Raw genomic sequence first — 17,440 nt, 5'->3', positions numbered from 1 at the left:
ATGACCACCCAAACACACCTCCAACCCCAGCCTCTGAGCAGCGACGCCAGCATTCTCGATCACATCATCGCACAGACACTGCTGAGCGCCGATGACGAGGCCTATGGCATTGCCAAGCGCGGTGTCGCGGCGTTTATCGAAGAACTGGTCAAGCCGCACAACAGCGGCGAGCCGGTGAAAAAACGCCTGGTCGACCGGATGATCACCGAGATCGACACCAAGCTCAGCCAGCAAATCGATGAGATCCTGCATCACCCCGAATTCCAGGCACTGGAATCGGCGTGGAAGGGCTTGCAGCTGTTGGTCGAGCGCACCGATTTTCGCGAAAACATCAAGATCGAGCTGTTGAATGTCGCCCGTCAGGATCTGCTCGACGACTTCGAGGACTCGCCGGAAATCACCCAGTCCGGCCTTTACAAACATATCTACAGTGCCGAATACGGCCAGTTTGGCGGCCAGCCCGTGGGCGCGATCATTGCCAATTACTACCTGTCACCCAGCGCTCCGGACGTCAAGCTCATGCAGTACGCCGCCAGCGTCGCCTGCATGGCCCACGCGCCCTTTATCGCTTCGGCGGGGCCGGGTTTCTTTGGCCTGGAAAGCTTTACCGGGCTGCCGGACCTGAAGGACCTCAAGGATCATTTCGAAGGCCCGCAGTTTGCCAAATGGCAGAGCTTTCGCCAGAGCGAGGACGCGCGCTACATAGGCCTCACCGTGCCGCGATTCCTGCTGCGCACGCCATACGATCCGCTGGAAAACCCGGTCAAGACCTTTGCCTATCAAGAAAACGTGGTCAACAGCCATGAGCACTACCTGTGGGGCAATACCGCCTACGCCTTTGCCACGCGCCTGACCGACAGTTTCGCGCGCTTTCGCTGGTGCCCGAACATCATCGGCCCGCAAAGCGGCGGGGCGGTAGAGGACCTGCCGCTGCATCATTTCCACAGCATGGGCGAAATCGAAACCAAGATTCCCACGGAAGTATTGGTGTCCGACCGTCGCGAATACGAGCTGGCCGAGGAGGGGTTCATCGCCCTGACCATGCGCAAGGGCAGTGACAACGCAGCGTTCTTTTCCGCCAGCTCGGTGCAAAAACCCAAGCACTTCGGCATCAGCGCCGAAGGCAAGGAAGCGGAGTTGAACTACCGCCTGGGTACGCAGTTGCCCTACATGATGGTGGTCAACCGCCTGGCCCATTACCTCAAGGTCTTGCAGCGCGAACAGCTGGGCTCCTGGAAGGAGCGCACGGACCTGGAGTTGGAGCTCAACAAGTGGATTCGCCAATACGTCGCCGACCAGGAGAACCCCAGCGCCGAAGTGCGTGGCCGGCGGCCGTTGCGGGCTGCGCGGATTGTGGTCAGTGATGTCGAGGGCGAACCCGGCTGGTATCGCGTCAACCTCAGCGTGCGCCCGCACTTCAAGTACATGGGGGCGGACTTCACTCTGTCCCTGGTCGGCAAGCTCGACAAAGCATGAGTGCCGGCCAAGGGGTGAACGATCACCGCAGCCTGTTCGAGCGTCTCGAGCAGCCGACGCCCAGCGGTGCATCACGGGTGACCTGCGTCGCCGCCCACCTGGGGAAAATGCTCAGTACCCGTACTGGCAGCGTGCAGACGCTGCCGGACTACGGCTTGCCCGATTTCAATGACATGCGTCGCAGTTTGCATGAGTCATTGAGCCAGTCGCGCCTGCAAATCGAGGGTTTTATCCAGGCCTACGAGCCTCGCCTGGCCAATGTCCAGGTCCGGTTGTTGCCCCGTGATCGCAACCCCCTGGCCCTGGCATTCGCGGTTGAAGCCTTGCTGACCGTCGATGGCATCACCCAGCCCGTCGCCTTCTGCGCGCGGCTGAGTGACGGTGGCCATGTCGAGGTGCTGCCCGATGGCATTTAACCGTTACTACCAAAGCGAACTCAGCGCCTTGCGCCAGCTTGGCCGACGTTTCTCCGAGCGCAACCCGGCCCTGGCGCCGTTTCTGGCGGATGCCGGGCAGGACCCGGATGTGGAGCGATTGCTCGAAGGCTTCGCGTTTCTCACCGGGCGCTTGCGCCAGAAGCTGGATGACGAGTTGCCCGAGCTGACTCACTCGTTGATGCATTTGTTGTGGCCCAACTACATGCGTCCGTTACCGGCGTTCAGCATCTTGCAGTTCGACCCGCTCAAGCGTGCCGGGCACGCCGTTCAGGTGGCCCGGGACACTGCCGTGGAGAGTGTGGGGGTGAATGGGCAGCGCTGTCGTTTTCGCACCTGCTACGCCACGCGGATCATGCCGCTGCAACTCGGTGCGCTGGATTACGTTGCCAGAGGCGAACGCGGGCTGATGAGCCTGCGCCTGGACATGTGCGCCCAGGGCAATTTCAGCGAGCTGGTATTCGACGCCCTGCGTCTGCACCTGGCCGGTGATCGCTACATTAGTCAGGGCTTGTATCTCAGCCTGCTGCGGCACCTGGATGGCATCGAGTTGGTGCTGCTGGATCAACATGGGAGCCCGGTCACGGACGCGGCCGTGTTGCGGCTGCGCCCGGACCATGTGCGCCCCGTAGGGTTTGCCGAAGATCAGGCGCTGATCCCTTATCCGCAGAATACCTTCCGTGGCTATCGCCATTTGCAGGAGTACTTCGCATTTCCCGAGAAGTACCTGTTTGTCGACATCGAGGGGCTGGAGGCGCTGCACACGCTGCCCGCCGCAGTGCTGAAACAGACTCGCAGTCTGGTATTGCGCTTTGACCTGCGGGCGCGCGGGGCGGTCCTGCAAGCGCCGACGCTGGACAATGTGAAGCTGTACTGCACGCCCATCGTCAACCTGTTCCAGCACGACGCGGTGCCGGTTCGACTGGACGCAAAGAGGGATGAATACCTGCTGTTGCCGGGTGAGTTCACCCAGGGCACCGCCAGTGTGTTTTCCGTGGACAGCGTCACCGGGTGGCGGCCAGGCGGCTTGGGTTACCAGGCCTACGTGCCGTTCGAATCGTTTGAACATGACGCTGATGACTGCGCAAAACCAGCAAGTTACACCGTGCGCCAACGGTCCTCGGCTCAGCATGGCGGGTTGGATACCTGGCTGGTGGTGAGGAGTGGGCGTGGGCATGAGCAGGAAACCCTGTCGGTTGAGCTGACGTGCACCAACCACAACCTGCCGCGGCAACTGCAAGTCGGCGAGATCAACAGGGCCTGCGAACAAACTCCGGAATTTATCGCGTTCCGCAATATCAGCGTACCGACCCAGAGCTTTGCTCCGCCCCTGGACCAGGACTTCCTGTGGAAGCTGATCAGCCACATGTCGCTCAACTACCTGTCGCTGACTGACATCAACGCACTGAAGGTCATCCTCGAAACCTACGACCTGCCGCGTTACCACGACCGCCAGGCACAGAAGGTCAGCCGTCGACGCCTGGACGCCTTGCGCTCCATCAGTCACTCCGCCGTCGACCGCTTGTATCGAGGCTTGCCCGTTCGCGGTCTGCGCGTCGACCTGGGCATCGACCCTCAGGGCTTTCTCGGCCAAGGCGAAGTGTTTGTATTCGCCTCGGTCCTCAATGAGTTTTTCGCGTTGTACGCCAGCCTCAATTCGTACCACGAACTTCGCGTCATCAGCACACAAGGAGATGTGTATCTATGGCCACCCCGGATGGGCCAGCAGCCCGTGCTTTAACCCCGCTGTCGCGCAGCATCCGCGAGTACTCGCTGTACCAGGCGGTGTTGCAGGTGATTGAGCATTTGCGTGAAGCCCATCCTTTGCTGGATGAGGACACGCTGTACGACCAGTTGGAATTTGTCGCCAACCCGGGCCTGGGATTTGCCGGGCACGACATTGACCGCGTGGAGTTTTTCACCGAGCACGGCCAGTTGCGCGCACGTCTGCGCCTGAATGTGCTCGGGCTGTTTGGCGCGGGCTCGCCACTGCCGGCGTTCTACGGCGATCAGGCCTACGCCGAGCAGGCGGGAGGCAACACCACGCGGGATTTTCTCAACCTGTTTCAACATCGCCTGCACCGGCTGTTGCTGCCGATCTGGCGCAAGTATCGCTACCAGGCTCGGTTTCGCAGTGGCGCCGGTGATGCCTTCTCCGAGCAGATGTTTGCCTTGGTGGGCTTGGGCGGTCCGGCGATCCGCGAAGCCGCGCCACTCGATTGCAAGCGATTGCTGCCGTATCTCGGGCTGTTGAGCCTGCGCGCGCATTCGGCGGCGTTGATCGAGACCGTGCTGCGGTACTACTTCAAGCACCACCGCTTGTTTATCGAGCAGTGGGTGGCGCGCAGCGTGCTGATCGCGCCGTGTCAGCTCACCCGGTTGGGCCAGGCCAATCATGGACTTGGCCTGGACTCGGTATTGGGCGAACGGGTTGCCGACCGTAGCGGCAAGTTCAGGGTGCATATCGTCGGGCTCGATTGGCAGCGCTTCCATGAGTTCCTGCCGTTCGGTGCGGGCTACCAGCCGCTGTGTGCGCTGGTGCGGCTGACCGTGCGCGACCCGTTGGCCTATGACCTGAGGCTGGGGCTGGCCGAGGGCGAAATCCGCGCGTTGCATATCGGCGAACGCAATGTGTGTCGTCTGGGCTGGACCACTTGGCTGGGGCACGAGCGCGCCGACGGCGTGGTCACGCTGGCCGGCAACCTTCATTAAGGATCAAGGGTGATGATGAATATCGACTTGCAACAACTTATCCAGACGTTGACCGCCCGCACGCGTGGCGACCTGGAGCGTGCCGCCGAGCGTTGTGTCAACCGCGGTGGCCGCGAAGTGCTGGTGGAAGACCTGCTGCTGGTGCTGCTGGAACATGCCGACGGGCTAGTCGGCAAGGCCCTGGCGGACGCCGGTGTGGCAGTGAGCGACCTGCATGCGCTGCTGCAACCCAAGAGCGAACAACATGCCACGCGCAATCCGGTCTTTGCCCCACCGTTGGTGCGCTGGTTGCAACAGGCGTCAATGCTTGCGCATGTGGAGCTCGGTCAGCACGAGGTGGATCACGGCGCACTGTTGCTGGCGCTGCTGCGTCATCCGCTGGAGCACGCGGGCAACGGCTATCAGCGGGTGTTGGCAGGTTTGGACGCCGAGCGTGTGCGCGATTTTGTCCTGAGCCACAGCAGCCCAGCCGGGCAGCCGGTGGTGGAGTCGATGTTGCAACGGTTTACCCATGACCTGACGCAGCAGGCCCGTGAAGGGCAAATCGACCCGGTGCTGTGTCGCGATGTTGAAATCCGCCAGTTGATCGACATCCTGATGCGTCGGCGCAAAAACAACCCGATCCTGGTGGGCGAGGCTGGCGTCGGTAAAACCGCCGTGGTGGAAGGGCTGGCCCTGCGCGTGGTCGCGACGCAGGTGCCGGAGCCGCTCAAGGACGTGCGCCTGCTGAGCCTGGACATGGGCTTGCTGCAAGCGGGCGCGAGCATCAAGGGTGAATTCGAGCGCCGTCTCAAGGGCGTGATCGACGAGGTGCACGCCTCGCCACGCCGGGTGATCTTGTTTGTCGACGAGGCGCATACCCTGGTGGGCGCGGGTGGCCAAGTGGGCGGCAATGATGCCGCCAACCTGCTCAAGCCCGCCCTGGCCCGTGGGGAGTTGCGCACCATCGCGGCCACTACCTGGTCGGAGTACAAGCGCTACATCGAAAAAGACCCGGCCCTGGCCCGGCGTTTCCAGCCGGTGCTGGTCGACGAGCCCAGTGTTACCCAGACGGTGTCGATCCTGCGCGGGTTGGTGCCGGCGTACGAGAGTAGCCACGGCGTGTATGTGCGGGATGATGCGGTGGTCGCCGCCGCACAGTTGAGCGCTCGTTACCTGGTGGGGCGCCAGTTGCCGGACAAGGCCGTGGATGTGCTCGACACTGCCTGCGCGCGGCTGCGCACCCAACTGGCGATGCCGCCCGAGGCGCTGCAGCGGCTGCACGCTGAGCGCGCCGAAGCCACGCGCCAGCAACTCGCGCTGACACGGGACGCACAGGCCGGGCTGCCCATCGATACGACGGCGCTGCAGGCGGTGAGCCAGCAACTGGAGAGCATCGATCAAGCCTGTCTCGCGTTGGCGCAAGACGTGCCGCCGCCACGTAAACCGCAGGTATGCCCGCGCCTGATCGCCGACGTCATCAGCGCCTGGACCGGCATTCCCGTCGAACAACTGGCCCTTGAACACAACGACAAGGTTCTGGGGTTTGCCGAGTTCCTGCGCGCCCGCATCCTCGGCCAGGAGCACGCCGTACAGGCGCTTGACCGCAGCCTGCGGGCCGTTGCGGCGGGGCTCAACAATGCCGACTCGCCCGTGGGCGTGTTCCTGCTGGTGGGGCCCAGTGGCGTGGGCAAGACGCAAACCGCATTGGCCTTGGCCGAGGCGTTGTATGGCGGTGAACGTTTTGTCACCACCCTCAATATGTCCGAGTACCAGGAGCGGCACTCGTTGTCCCGCTTGATCGGCGCACCGCCGGGCTACGTCGGCTACGGCGAGGGCGGCGTACTGACCGAGGCGGTGCGCCAGCGGCCTTACTCGGTGGTGCTGCTCGATGAGGTCGAGAAGGCCGATCCGGAGGTGTTGAACCTGTTTTATCAGGTGTTCGACAAGGGCCGCGCCAATGACGGCGAGGGCAGGGCGATTGATTTTCGCAACACCCTGATCCTGATGACCTCCAACCTTGGCAGCGCGCACATCAACGCACTGTGCGCCGACGGCCGGCGACCGGGGATCGAGGTGCTGCAAGCGCAGCTTCAACCGTTGCTGAGCGCCCATTTCAAACCGGCGCTGCTGGCGCGCATGCGCGTTGTGCCGTACTACCCGATAACCGGCGCAGTCTTGCATGACGTGGCCCGCCTCAAGCTCGAGCGTCTTGGCCAGCGTTTGCAGTTGCGCCAGCTGACCTTCACCTACACACCTGAACTGGTGGCGCACATGGCCGAGCGTTGCGTGCATAACGACAGCGGTGCGCGCTACATCGACGCGTGGATCGAGACCCGGTTGCTGCCGCAGATGGCCGATCGGCTGCTCGCGGCGATGTCCAGTGGCGAGTGCCTGGCGCACGTCCATGCGCGACTGGATGAGCACGGCGCGCCGCTCTGTGAGTTCAGCCAATGATGCCGACCTTATTCAGCCAATTGCCCGAACCCCTGGCCTACGCCGAAACCCTGCTGGGCTGGATCACCCGCCTGGGCCTGGAAAACGACGACCAGCGCCTTACGCGCCTGTGCGTGGACGCGGCGGCACAACTGAGCCAATGCGAACTCAGTCAGTTGTATGGTCTTGATGAGGCAAGCGGGCAACTGGCGCTGATTGCCCAGCATTTTGCCGAAGCGGTGGCGACGGGCAACAGCGATTGGCGGCACGAACAGTTGTTGCACGTCGTGCTCGACCAGCGTAGTGCCCTGTGCCTGGATGACTTGGGCGACAGCCCGTATGACGGTGCGTTTTTGCCGGCGACAGCAGCCCCTTGGCGCACGTTGATCGGTGTGCCGCTGTTCAACCGATGCCGGGCCACCGTGGGCGTATTGCTCTGCGCCAGCCAACGTAAAGCGGCGTTGCAGGGGCACGCGCCGGCGCTGGCGCACCTGGGCAGTTTTGCCCTCAATCAACGGGTGTTGTTGCGACGTCTGCACCCTCGCCACGCGGATTGCCTGCCGTTGCTCAACGTGCCACCCCCCAGCACCTATGGCCTGATCGGTGCCAGCGCGGCGATGGAGGAAACCTGCCGCTTGATCGGCAAGGTCCAGCACACCCCCTACACCGTATTGCTGCGTGGCGAGACCGGCACCGGCAAGGAGGTGGTAGCCCGCGCGATCCACGCCAGCGGTCCGCGCAGCGCCAAGGCCTTTGTGGTGCAGAACTGTGCCGCGTTTCCGGAAGGCTTGCTGGAAAGCGAGTTGTTCGGCTATCGCAAGGGCGCTTTCACGGGTGCCGAGCGCAACCATCCTGGGCTGTTTGACACGGCGCACGGCGGCACGCTGCTGTTGGACGAGATCGGTGACATGCCGTTGTCACTGCAAGCCAAGCTGCTGCGGGTACTGCAAGAGGGTGAGATTCGCCCACTCGGTGCCAGCGTCGCGCACAAGGTCGACGTGCGGATCATCGCCGCCACCCATCGCGACCTCGCGGCCATGGTCGCCCAGGGCAGTTTTCGCGAAGACCTGTACTACCGCCTGGCGCAGTTTCCTATCGAGTTGCCCGCGTTGCGCGCCCGTGACGGCGACGTGCTGTTGCTGGCACGGCACTTTGCCGAGCAGGCCTGCGCAGCGCTGGGCAAAGCTGCGGTGGCGTGGTCGAGTGCGGCGATTGATCAACTGTCGGCACACGGTTTTCCCGGCAACGTGCGTGAACTCAAGTGCCTGGTGGAACGCGCCGTGTTGTTGAGCGATGACGGGGTGATTTTGCCGGCGCACCTCGGATTGCCGACAGCTGCGTCGGCGGTGCTGGATGCGACGCTGCGCCAGCGCCTGGAGCGGGTCGAACGGGTCTTCCTGATCGATTGCCTGCACAAGAACCGCGGCAATCGCACCCGCACTGCACGTGAGCTGGGTGTCGCCCGGCGCACGCTGCTGTATCGCCTGGCGCGCCTGAATATCCCGTGCCGCGATGCCCAGGAGGAGCGCTGAGTGGCACGCGTTGATGACTTACTTTTTTTGCGGAGAGACCCCATGCCTGATCGTCCTTGGCGAGCCCTGGTGCTTGTCGTGTTGCTGCTCAGCGGCTGCAACGCCAATTACGTGTTTGATGACGCCGACTACCGCCCGTTGGGTGACTCCCAGCTCAGCCGTCGTGGCCAGTGAACGGCGGAGGTCTGGTATGCAATTAGTCTTGGAAGCCAGTGGCGACGGCCCTGGAGTGGCGCGCAAGGTATTCGACGGCGCAGGCGGCGTGATCGGCCGTGGCAATGGCTGTGACTGGGTGATCCCCGATTGCAGTCGTGTGCTCTCCGGTCAGCATGGGGTTGTCAGTTACCGGGATGGTCGGTATTTCCTCACCGACATCAGCAGCAACGGCATCGGGCTGGCGGGTAGCGTCGAGCGTTTGCGCAAGGGGCAGCCACACCTTATCAACGATGGCAACCTCTTCGAGTTCGGCCCGCTGGCAATCCGGGCTCGATTGGTGGAATCAAGGCCGCGCCAGGCTGAAGGCGGGCCGATTCCCGATGATGCGTTCCTGACGCACGGCCTGCAGCCGTTGATCGAGCCGCAGCTGGTCCCTGACTCTGCCTGGGTAGAGCGGGGCGCGCCGGAGTCGGACTATCTGGTGCCGCCGACGCTGGCCAAACCCGTACATGACGCACTCGTGCCGCAGCCGATTGCACCTGCGGACGATGGGTTGTTCTGGAGCCACTTTGCCCAGGCCCTGGGCATGCCTCTGGACAGCCTCGACACCCCTGGCCGCGAGGCATTGGCGATCAAGGTCGCAAGCTTGCTCAAGCACACCCTCGATGACGTGCAGCAGTGCGTGCGCACCTGCGAGGAACTCAAACGCGAATTGCGCCTGGGGACCGCCCACAGCCCCGGCATCAGCCACAACCCCTTGCACGACTGCCAGGGCGTCGAGGCGGCGTTGCAGGCGTTGCTGGGCGACGGCGCACTGGGTGAACTATCGGCGCAGCAATCCGTGGCCCAGGTGTTCCGTGACCTGCAGGCACATCAGGTGGCAATGCTCGCCGCGTGCCGCGCCGCTCTGCGGGGTGCACATCAGGCGTTCGCGCCGGACTACCTGCAACGCCGTCTCGAACACCAGGCCAAGCGCTCCAGGCTGCTCACTGACGGTGCGCGCTGGCGTGCCTATCAACGTTATTACCAGCAACTGCTCGACGCGCAGGCGCCGGGCGAACGTGAGCTTGGCCGGGATTTTTCCACGGCTTACCAGGAGCAATTGCGCCTGATCGCCACCTTGCATGCTGCCTACCCGGGATGATGTCCATGTATCGAATATGCCTCACAACCCTGTTGCTCACGCTGCTGACTGCGTGCAGCAGCCTGTCGCCGTTTTCGACACTGACCAAGCTGGACTTGAGCCTGGCCGCCGGCGAGCGGCTCAACCCCGACTTGCATGGGCGTCCCTCGCCCGTGGTGGTGCGCTTGCTGGAACTGCGCCAGCCGGTGGCCTTTGAAAACAGCGATTTTTTCAGTCTCTATGAACGTGCCGAGCAGATATTGCCCAAGGATTGGGTGAGCAGCGAGGAGCTCCAATTGCAGCCTGGCGAACACCTGGCCCTCAAGCTCAGCGTTGCACCGCAGAGTCGCTACGTGGGCGTGCTGGCCGCATATCGCGACCTCCCGCAAGTGCAGTGGCGCGTGGTGGTGCCCGTGGCCCCGCAACGGCGAACCCACGCAGCGCTGATCCTGGACGAACTGGGTGTGCGCCAGATCGGCGTGGAGGAACGCTGAGATGCAGGTGCATAACGTCATTTGGCAGGAAGGCATGCTCTTGCGCCCCCAGCACCTTCAACACAACGACCGTTACTACCAACAGCAGCTCAACCGGAGCCGTTTGCTCACGCCCGACGCCTGGGGCTTCTTGAGCCTTGAGCTGGACTTGCAGTACCTCAACCTGGGCAAGCTGGTCGTCAGCCAAGCCCGTGGTGTGTTGCCCGATGGCAGCCTGTTTGAACTTGACGGGGCGATGCCACCGTTGGTCTTGCAGGTCGCGGCCAACAGCGGCCCGCAAGGTGTTTACCTGGCGTTGCCGTTGGCCACCGGCAACCAGGTCGAAACCCGTAGGCCGGAGCAGGTCGACGTGCTGGCGCGCTATGTCAGTTGCGAGGTTCAGGCGCGCGACGCCAATGCGGGCGGCGAATCCGAGTGTCGGCTCGACTGCGCGCGCCCGGACCTGCGCCTGGTGGCGGGTGCACAGTTCGCCGATCCGTCGCTGGTGACACTCAAGGTGGCCGAGATCGTGGGTTGCACAAGCGAAGGCGGGGTGAGCCTGGACACCGATTTCACCCCGACCTTCATCCACCTGCCAGCCCGTGGCTACTGGGCGGCGTGTTTACAGGAGGTGATCAGCCTGTTGGCCAGCCGTGGTGATGCGCTGGCCGAGCGCATTCGTGGCAACGGTGCGGCCGCGGCGACACAGGTTGGCGATTTTTTGCTACTGCAACTGATCAATCGTACGGAGCCCGTGTTGCGCCATTACGCGAGCCAGCCTCAGGTGCGTCCGCACACGCTGTATCGCGAGTTGTTGGCGTTGCTTGGCGAATTGTCGTCCTTTGCCTGTGACAGCAAGCGTTGTGAATGGGACGTGCACTATCAGCACAGCGATCAGGGCGCGAGTTTTCGCGGCCTGATGGACGGCTTGCGCAGCGTGCTGTCGATGGTGCTGGAACAACAGGCCATCGAGTTGGAATTGCAGCAACGCCAGTACGGGGTGCTGGTATGCCCGGTCAGCGATCTGAAGCTGCTTGGCCGCGCGACCTTCATTTTGGCGGCCACCGCCGGATGCGACGGCGAAGCGCTGCGCAATCGCCTGCCAACGCACCTCAAGGTCGGGCCCGTCGAACGCATCCGCGAGCTGGTCAACCTGCATCTGGCGGGCATCCGGCTCCAGCCGCTGCCGGTGGCGCCGCGCCAGTTGCCGTTTCATGCCGGCAAGACGTATTTCATGCTCGAACTCACTGCCCGTGACATTGCGCAGCTGGAGCATTCGGGCGGCTTTGCCTTCCATGTCAGCGGCGAATTTGCCGAGCTGCAACTGAACTTCTGGGCCATCAGGAACTGAACACCATGGACAACACTTACCCGGCCGATGAGAAAACCATCCTGCTTGACCGCGACGGTCGCGGCCCCGCGCAGGCGGCATTGACGGACTACCCCTCACCGCCACGTTTTGAGCAGTTGGAAGACCGCATGATCTACGCCGCCCGTTTGCACGGCGCGCAAACCTTTGACCTGGGGCCCAACCCGCTGGTAGCGGGTGCCTGGGAGTTGCTGGTCGAGGCGGCTCAGCTCAAAGGTCGCGTCGGGCGTGAAAGCCTGGGCGCCCTTAACGAGCGGCTGTCGGCAGCGGTCAGCGGGTTTGAACGGCACGCGCAACATCACGGTGTGGAGAGCGCCCAGGTGGAGGCGGCCTGTTACGTCTTGTGCTGCGTCATCGATGAAAGCGTACTCACCGCGCAATGGGACAGTCGCGGCGAGTGGTCGAAGATGAGCCTGTTGAGCCGCTTTCACCACGAAACCTTTGGGGGCGAGAAGTTTTTCCAGATGCTGGAGCGCCTGTCCCGGGACCCGATCAAGAACGTCGCGCTGCTGGAGTTGATGTACCTGTGCCTGTCGATTGGTTTCGAGGGCAAATACCGCGTCATGGAGCGTGGTGTGTTGCAGCTTGAGGCCGTGCGTGACGGGCTGTACCGGCAGATCCGGCACGTGCGCGGTGATCCGCTGCCCATGCACGCGCCTGAGCCGGTGCACTGGCGCAACAGACGCTTGCGCATGCTTTCCATCCCGTGGCTGGGGGTGGGGCTGGTGGCCAGTCTGTTGGCTGTGTATCTGGGGTTTGCCTGGGTGCTGGGCAATGAACGTGTGGCGGCGCTGCAACCCTTTCATTCTGCGGCACCGCCGCCCCTATAACGCTGGGAGCAATCAATGAACGCATTCTTCAAGAGCGCGGGCAGCGTGCTGCGTCGGGTTTGGGTTTGGAGCCTGTTGCTGGTGCTGTTAAGCGCCGCGTTGGTGTGGTGGTTCGGACCTCTACTGGCGGTGGATGACTACCGCTTCTGGCAGGGCGTGTCGGCGCGCTGGGTGACGATCAGCAGTCTGTTGCTGTTATGGGGCATCGCCATGGTCTTGGTCGGTGGGCGCCGTGAAGCCCAGACCCATCGCCCGGAAAATCCGCACTCGGAACACCAGAACCCGGAGAACCAGGCCCGGCATGTCCGACAGCGAGTAGACGCTGAGCGGCGCCAGGTACGTGGGCGCTTCAAGGAGGTCGTGCAGGCGCTGAAAAGTGCAGGTTGCTATGGCGCCAAGCGTCAGCGCTGGCGCAATGAATTGCCCTGGTACGTGCTGCTTGGCGAGGAGGGCAGCGGCAAGACCCAGCTGTTGATGGCAAACGGGTTGCTGGCGCCGCTGGATCGCCTGGACGCCGCGCGCTCGGGCCGCACCCCATTCTGTGAAGGCTATTTTGCCGACCAGGCGGTGTTGCTCGATACGCCTGGTCGTTACCTGACCCAGCCTGATGCGGCGGTGGATGGCGCGGGGTGGTCGACCTTGCTGCACCTGCTCAGGGCCAGGTGCCGGGCCAGCCCGCTCAACGGCGTAGTGGTGACGTTATCGGTGGACAGCCTGCTCGCCGGCAACACCCATGACCTCGACGTGCTGGCGCGCCAGGTGTATTCCCGTGTGCAGGAGATCCGGCAGACGCTGCATGTGGATGTGCCCGTAACGTTGGTGTTGACCAAGGTCGACCGACTGCCGGGATTTGTCGAGTTCTTCGATGGGCCCACAGGTGACGTCGCAACACCTGTGTTTGGCCAAGCCCTGGCTGGGGGCACGCAAATGCCCGAGGTCCGCCAGGCCTTCGAGCGGTTGCTGCAACGCTTGAGTGGTGAGTTGATCCAGCGTTTGCACCAGGAGCGCAATGTCGAGCGGCGCGGCCTGATGCTGGACTTTCCCCTGCAGCTCGCCAGGCTTGGCGAACGCTTGTGCCACTTCATCGAATCGGCGTTTTGTGCCCATCGCTACCAGCGCATCCAGGGCCTGCGCGGTATGTATTTGACCAGCGCGGATGCCGCCCGGGGGCGCTTTGTCCCGGGGTTGTTCCGCCAAGTGATCGTGGCCGAGGCTGACTTTGCGCAGTTGCATAGCGACGAGCGCCAGCGCATTCGTTGGCGCCAGCTCGGCGCGGCCCTCGCCGCAACGGCGATACTCGCAGGCGCCACGGTGTTATGGACGCACAGTTATTCACTCAACCATCAGCGCCTGGAGCAGTTGGTTGCGCTGGCCCGACCTGCGCCGCCAACCCCACTGGAGACGGACAGCAGCCTGGTCGCCCTTGCCCGGTTGGACCGCCTGTTTGCGGCGACCCAGGTGTTCCCGGTAGAGGTGCGGAGGGTGGAACGTTTGGGCCTGTACCAGGGCAAGATGAGCGCGCCGGTATTGGACGATGCCTACGTACACGCCTTACGGCAGCAATTGCTGCCGCAAGTCATCGAGCTGTTGGGAACGCAGGTACGCGCCAGCCTGGGCGAACGCGAACAACTGCTGGACCACCTGCGTGCGTATCTGATGCTGACGCTGCACGAGCGTCGGGATTCGGTGTGGTTGGCCGAGCGTGTGGGCGCGGCCTGGGCGGTGCGGCATGCCGGTGAGGTCGCGGTGCAGCAGCGGTTGAACCAACATTTCGCGCGGCTGTTGGCGCAACCGTTCGCGGCGTCCCTCGATGACGCGCTGGTCGCTCAGGCCCGCCAGACACTGCGCGGCGAGTCACTGGCTGACGTGGTGTATCGGGTGTTGCGTGAACAGGCGCGCAGCCTGGAGCCGTTGCGCCTGGCTGAAGGACGCGGGCTGGTTGCCAGCGAGCCACCGATCCCGGGTTTTTACACCAAGCGTTTCCTGCAGTATTTCGAGGCGCAGGGCCCACGGTTGGTGAATGCGATTGCGCAGGACAACTGGGTGTTGGGCGAGGGCACCGACCTGAGCGCCGCCGATCTGCGCCGCCTGATGCTGGCGTTGGAGCAGCGCTATTTCAGTGAGTACGGCGATGTCTGGGGCAACGCGCTGGGCCAGGTGCGCCTGTCGGATACCGATGGCCTGCGCGAGGATGCCGAGCGGCTTGCACGCTTGACTTCGGCCCAGTCGCCCTTGGTGCAACTGCTGCAACAGGTGCGGGAAAATACGCGCCTGCTGCCGTCCAATGGCGGGCTGGACACCTTGAACCAGTTCGCCGGGCCGTTGCCGGCGGATTCCGCCCGGCGCACCTTGCAGCGGCGCTTCGAGCCGCTGCACCAATTGCTCGACGAACAACACAACCCCGGCGCCGAGTTGACCCAGGCCTTGCGCCAGCTTGACGAACTGCACCTGCAACTGGTTGCGCTGCACCGTGAAAGTTCGCCGGGGCAGGCGGCGTTTCAACGGGTCAAGCGGCGCATGGAAGGGCAGCCGGATGGGTTGGGCAATCTGCGTGATGTCGCCACGCGCCTGCCGCTGCCGCTTTCGGCGTGGGTTGAAGGCTTGGCGGATGACAGTTGGCGGCACTTGCTGGACGAAGCCTATGTGCACGTCAACCAGCGTTATCAAAGCGAGGTGTACGGTGTGTATGCCAAGGCGATCCGCCAGCGCTACCCTTTCAATGCGCATGCCTCCAGCGACGTCGCTCTCAGTGATTTTCAGGAGTTTTTCAAGCCCCAAGGCATCCTGGCGCGCTTTCATGAGACTTATCTGCGGCCCTTCGTCAGTGCCGATGGCGGGCGCTATCGCCTGCGTGGCCTGGACGGGCGCAGCCTGCCGCTGGCGCGCAGCCTGTTGCCGCAACTGAGCAAGGCGCAACTGATTCGGCGCAGCTTCTTCAACGAGGCCCAGGGCGACTTGCAGGTGCGATTCAGCTTGGCGCCCTACAGCCTGGACCAGGCTGCCAGTCGGGCGGTGTTGCGCATGGGTGATCGGCAGTTGGAATACCGTCACGGGCCTATCGTGGCGATGCACTTTGAGTGGCCTGTCGCGGCGCAAAACGGCCGCAGCAGCCTGGTCCTGGAACGGGGCGCAGAGCGGCCGCTGGGGTTGGAAAAAAATGCCGGTGCCTGGTCGTGGTTCCGCTTGCTCGAGTTGTTCCAGAGCGAGCCTGCGAGTGGTCGCGATGGGCAGTTGCTCAAGTCCGACCTGGCGGGTTTGCGCGCCACTTTCCTGCTTACCAGCCAGCGCACGCCAAGCCCATTCCCGCTGGGTGAATGGCGCACGTTCCGTTTGCCGGAGCAGCTATGACGCACGCGGCTTGGCACAGCGCCGGGCGTACGCAGCGTGGCAAGCAGCGAATGCGCAACGAGGATGCGTTTCTCGATTGCCCGCAGCAAGGCTGCTGGGCGGTGGCCGATGGCATGGGTGGGCATCAGGCCGGCGATATTGCCAGCCAGGCAGTCATCGACACTCTGGCCAGGTTGAACGAATGCGGCACGTTTGAGCAACGGATCGAGTCGATGCGCCGCTGCCTGCAACGGCTCGACCGGCAGTTGGGCGTGCAGCGCGCACACGGCCGGATGGGCAGCACGGTCGTCGCGTTGCTGCTGGAGGGCCGTCGCGCCGCCTGCGTGTGGGCGGGCGACAGCCGTTGTTACCTGTGGCGCGGGCAGTGTTTGTACCAGTTGTCGCGGGATCACTCCTGGCAGGAGCGCTTGATGATCGAGCAGCAGCTCAACCGCCAACAGGCCCAGGCGCATCCGGATGCGAGAGCCTTGACCCGTGCGGTGGGCGGGCGCGAGCCGTTGGCGCTGGAGGTCCTGGAACTTTGCACGCGTCCCGGTGATGTATTCCTACTCTGCAGCGATGGCTTGTACCAGGCGCTCAGTCACTGCGAACTGGGCAGTGCCATCGGCCACGGTTCGCCGCAACAGATGGTGGACCGTTTGTTCAGCCAAGTGTTGCGCGGGCCCGCCCGGGATGACCTGACGGCCGTTGTGGTGCAGGCATGAACGAGGCACGCCTGCTCGCCGGGCGGTATCAGTTGGAGCGGGAGCTGGGCCGCGGTGGCATGGGCGTCGTGTATCGCGCCCGCGATCTGTTGCACGAGCAATTTGGCGAGCCGTGTTCCCGTGTGGCGTTGAAGTTGCTGGGCGACTGTTTGACCCAGTCCAGCGATGCGCATGTGCTGTTGTACAGCGAGTTTGCGTTGACCCGCAGCCTGCGCCATGAGCGGATCGTCCGCGCGTTTTCGTTCGAGGTCGATACCGCCAGCCAGGTCGCGCTTTTTACCCTGGAGTTGCTGCACGGGATGACTTTGGACCGCCTGCTGTTGGAGCGTCCCGGCGGACTGCCCTGGCGGGAGTTGCAGCCCGTGGCGGTGCAATTGCTCGATGCGTTGGTTTACGCCCACGGGCAGGGCGTGCTGCACGGTGATTTGAAGCCGGGCAATGTGATGCTTGGCGAGGAGGGGGTTCGCTTGTTCGATTTCGGTCTGGGCCATGGCCAGAAACAGGGCTTGCCGAGTCTGAGCCGCAACCGTTTCCACGCATGGACCCCGGCGTACGCCGCACCGGAGTTACGCGACGGCGCTGTGCCGACTGCCGCTGCCGACCTGTATGGCGTGGCGTGCCTGTTGTACGAACTGGCGCAGGGCAGTCGCGCTACCGATATTCAAAACCGCCCCCGGCAATGGCCGAGGCAATGCTGGCCGGCGCTGAAGACCGCACTGACCGCCGACCCCGAGCGTCGCGCCATCACGGTCGCCGAATTGCGCAACGTGATCCGCCGCACGCCACATCATGGATGGCTGTAACCCGCGGTCTTGCTGAAACACCGCGGCGGCCCGTTTGGGGCGGCTTCGCCCCCCAGCGCGGGCAA

General features: G+C 63.7%; 14 protein-coding genes. All 14 read left to right on the top strand.

The window, feature by feature from the left end:
* Genes tssC through PSH81_RS14945 form a run of 14 tightly spaced genes read left to right on the top strand, consistent with a single transcriptional unit; the run spans position 1 to position 17,375 of the window.
* Positions 1-1,476, top strand: a complete 1,476-nt coding sequence (gene tssC, locus PSH81_RS15010; RefSeq protein WP_226457329.1) for a type VI secretion system contractile sheath large subunit — start codon at positions 1-3, stop codon at positions 1,474-1,476.
* Positions 1,473-1,892 carry a type VI secretion system baseplate subunit TssE gene (tssE, locus tag PSH81_RS15005; protein ID WP_370694866.1) on the top strand — a complete coding sequence of 140 codons (420 nt, stop codon included), beginning with the start codon at positions 1,473-1,475 and terminating at the stop codon, positions 1,890-1,892. Before tssC ends, tssE begins: the two co-directional genes overlap by 4 nt.
* The gene (gene tssF / locus PSH81_RS15000; RefSeq protein ID WP_305390980.1) at positions 1,882-3,651 is read left to right on the top strand and encodes a type VI secretion system baseplate subunit TssF; all 1,770 of its coding nucleotides are present in this window, start codon (positions 1,882-1,884) and stop codon (positions 3,649-3,651) included. Before tssE ends, tssF begins: the two co-directional genes overlap by 11 nt.
* Positions 3,615-4,622, top strand: a complete 1,008-nt coding sequence (gene tssG / locus PSH81_RS14995) for a type VI secretion system baseplate subunit TssG (protein WP_305390979.1) — start codon at positions 3,615-3,617, stop codon at positions 4,620-4,622. Before tssF ends, tssG begins: the two co-directional genes overlap by 37 nt.
* A 12-nt stretch (positions 4,623-4,634) precedes the next feature.
* Positions 4,635-7,058 carry an AAA family ATPase gene (locus tag PSH81_RS14990; RefSeq protein WP_305390978.1) on the top strand — a complete coding sequence of 808 codons (2,424 nt, stop codon included), beginning with the start codon at positions 4,635-4,637 and terminating at the stop codon, positions 7,056-7,058.
* Positions 7,055-8,569 carry a sigma-54-dependent Fis family transcriptional regulator gene (locus tag PSH81_RS14985; protein ID WP_305390977.1) on the top strand — a complete coding sequence of 505 codons (1,515 nt, stop codon included), beginning with the start codon at positions 7,055-7,057 and terminating at the stop codon, positions 8,567-8,569. Before PSH81_RS14990 ends, PSH81_RS14985 begins: the two co-directional genes overlap by 4 nt.
* A 42-nt stretch (positions 8,570-8,611) precedes the next feature.
* Complete coding sequence (locus PSH81_RS14980; protein ID WP_305390976.1) at positions 8,612-8,743, top strand: type VI secretion protein; 132 nt, start codon at positions 8,612-8,614, stop codon at positions 8,741-8,743.
* 16 nt (positions 8,744-8,759) lie between these two features.
* A complete protein-coding gene (gene tagH / locus PSH81_RS14975; protein WP_305390975.1) occupies positions 8,760-9,869 on the top strand; it encodes a type VI secretion system-associated FHA domain protein TagH in 1,110 nt (369 codons plus the stop codon).
* Positions 9,870-9,874: 5 nt separating this feature from the next.
* Positions 9,875-10,342, top strand: a complete 468-nt coding sequence (gene tssJ, locus PSH81_RS14970) for a type VI secretion system lipoprotein TssJ (RefSeq protein WP_226457336.1) — start codon at positions 9,875-9,877, stop codon at positions 10,340-10,342.
* 1 nt (position 10,343) lies between these two features.
* Entirely contained in the window at positions 10,344-11,672 is a 1,329-nt protein-coding gene (gene tssK, locus PSH81_RS14965; protein ID WP_305390974.1) for a type VI secretion system baseplate subunit TssK, read from the top strand.
* Between the two features lie 5 nt (positions 11,673-11,677).
* On the top strand, positions 11,678-12,520 hold the full coding sequence (gene icmH, locus PSH81_RS14960; protein WP_226457337.1) for a type IVB secretion system protein IcmH/DotU: 843 nt from the start codon (positions 11,678-11,680) through the stop codon (positions 12,518-12,520).
* 15 nt (positions 12,521-12,535) lie between these two features.
* Positions 12,536-15,868, top strand: a complete 3,333-nt coding sequence (gene tssM / locus PSH81_RS14955; protein WP_305390973.1) for a type VI secretion system membrane subunit TssM — start codon at positions 12,536-12,538, stop codon at positions 15,866-15,868.
* On the top strand, positions 15,865-16,572 hold the full coding sequence (locus PSH81_RS14950) for a PP2C family serine/threonine-protein phosphatase (protein ID WP_305390972.1): 708 nt from the start codon (positions 15,865-15,867) through the stop codon (positions 16,570-16,572). The genes tssM and PSH81_RS14950 overlap by 4 nt, the downstream gene beginning before the upstream one ends.
* Positions 16,569-17,375, top strand: a complete 807-nt coding sequence (locus tag PSH81_RS14945) for a serine/threonine-protein kinase (protein ID WP_305390971.1) — start codon at positions 16,569-16,571, stop codon at positions 17,373-17,375. Before PSH81_RS14950 ends, PSH81_RS14945 begins: the two co-directional genes overlap by 4 nt.
* Positions 17,376-17,440 lie beyond the last annotated feature (65 nt).

It is taken from the genome of Pseudomonas sp. FP2335, from assembly GCF_030687535.1.
Taxonomy (GTDB): domain Bacteria; phylum Pseudomonadota; class Gammaproteobacteria; order Pseudomonadales; family Pseudomonadaceae; genus Aquipseudomonas.
Note: the sequence above shows the minus strand (reverse complement) of the source record. Positions and strands in the feature narration are given on the sequence as shown.

Excerpts from the sequence above, each read along its gene's own strand:
- PSH81_RS14945 (WP_305390971.1), top strand. The coding sequence starts at position 16,569 with ATGAACGAGGCACGCCTGCTCGCCGGGCGGTATCAGTTGGAGCGGGAG.
- tssC (WP_226457329.1), top strand. The coding sequence starts at position 1 with ATGACCACCCAAACACACCTCCAACCCCAGCCTCTGAGCAGCGACGCC.
- PSH81_RS14985 (WP_305390977.1), top strand. The coding sequence starts at position 7,055 with ATGATGCCGACCTTATTCAGCCAATTGCCCGAACCCCTGGCCTACGCC.
- tssK (WP_305390974.1), top strand. The coding sequence starts at position 10,344 with ATGCAGGTGCATAACGTCATTTGGCAGGAAGGCATGCTCTTGCGCCCC.
- tssJ (WP_226457336.1), top strand. The coding sequence starts at position 9,875 with ATGTATCGAATATGCCTCACAACCCTGTTGCTCACGCTGCTGACTGCG.
- PSH81_RS14950 (WP_305390972.1), top strand. The coding sequence starts at position 15,865 with ATGACGCACGCGGCTTGGCACAGCGCCGGGCGTACGCAGCGTGGCAAG.
- tssE (WP_370694866.1), top strand. The coding sequence starts at position 1,473 with ATGAGTGCCGGCCAAGGGGTGAACGATCACCGCAGCCTGTTCGAGCGT.
- tssM (WP_305390973.1), top strand. The coding sequence starts at position 12,536 with ATGAACGCATTCTTCAAGAGCGCGGGCAGCGTGCTGCGTCGGGTTTGG.
- PSH81_RS14990 (WP_305390978.1), top strand. The coding sequence starts at position 4,635 with ATGATGAATATCGACTTGCAACAACTTATCCAGACGTTGACCGCCCGC.
- PSH81_RS14980 (WP_305390976.1), top strand. The coding sequence starts at position 8,612 with ATGCCTGATCGTCCTTGGCGAGCCCTGGTGCTTGTCGTGTTGCTGCTC.
- icmH (WP_226457337.1), top strand. The coding sequence starts at position 11,678 with ATGGACAACACTTACCCGGCCGATGAGAAAACCATCCTGCTTGACCGC.
- tssF (WP_305390980.1), top strand. The coding sequence starts at position 1,882 with ATGGCATTTAACCGTTACTACCAAAGCGAACTCAGCGCCTTGCGCCAG.
- tagH (WP_305390975.1), top strand. The coding sequence starts at position 8,760 with ATGCAATTAGTCTTGGAAGCCAGTGGCGACGGCCCTGGAGTGGCGCGC.
- tssG (WP_305390979.1), top strand. The coding sequence starts at position 3,615 with ATGGCCACCCCGGATGGGCCAGCAGCCCGTGCTTTAACCCCGCTGTCG.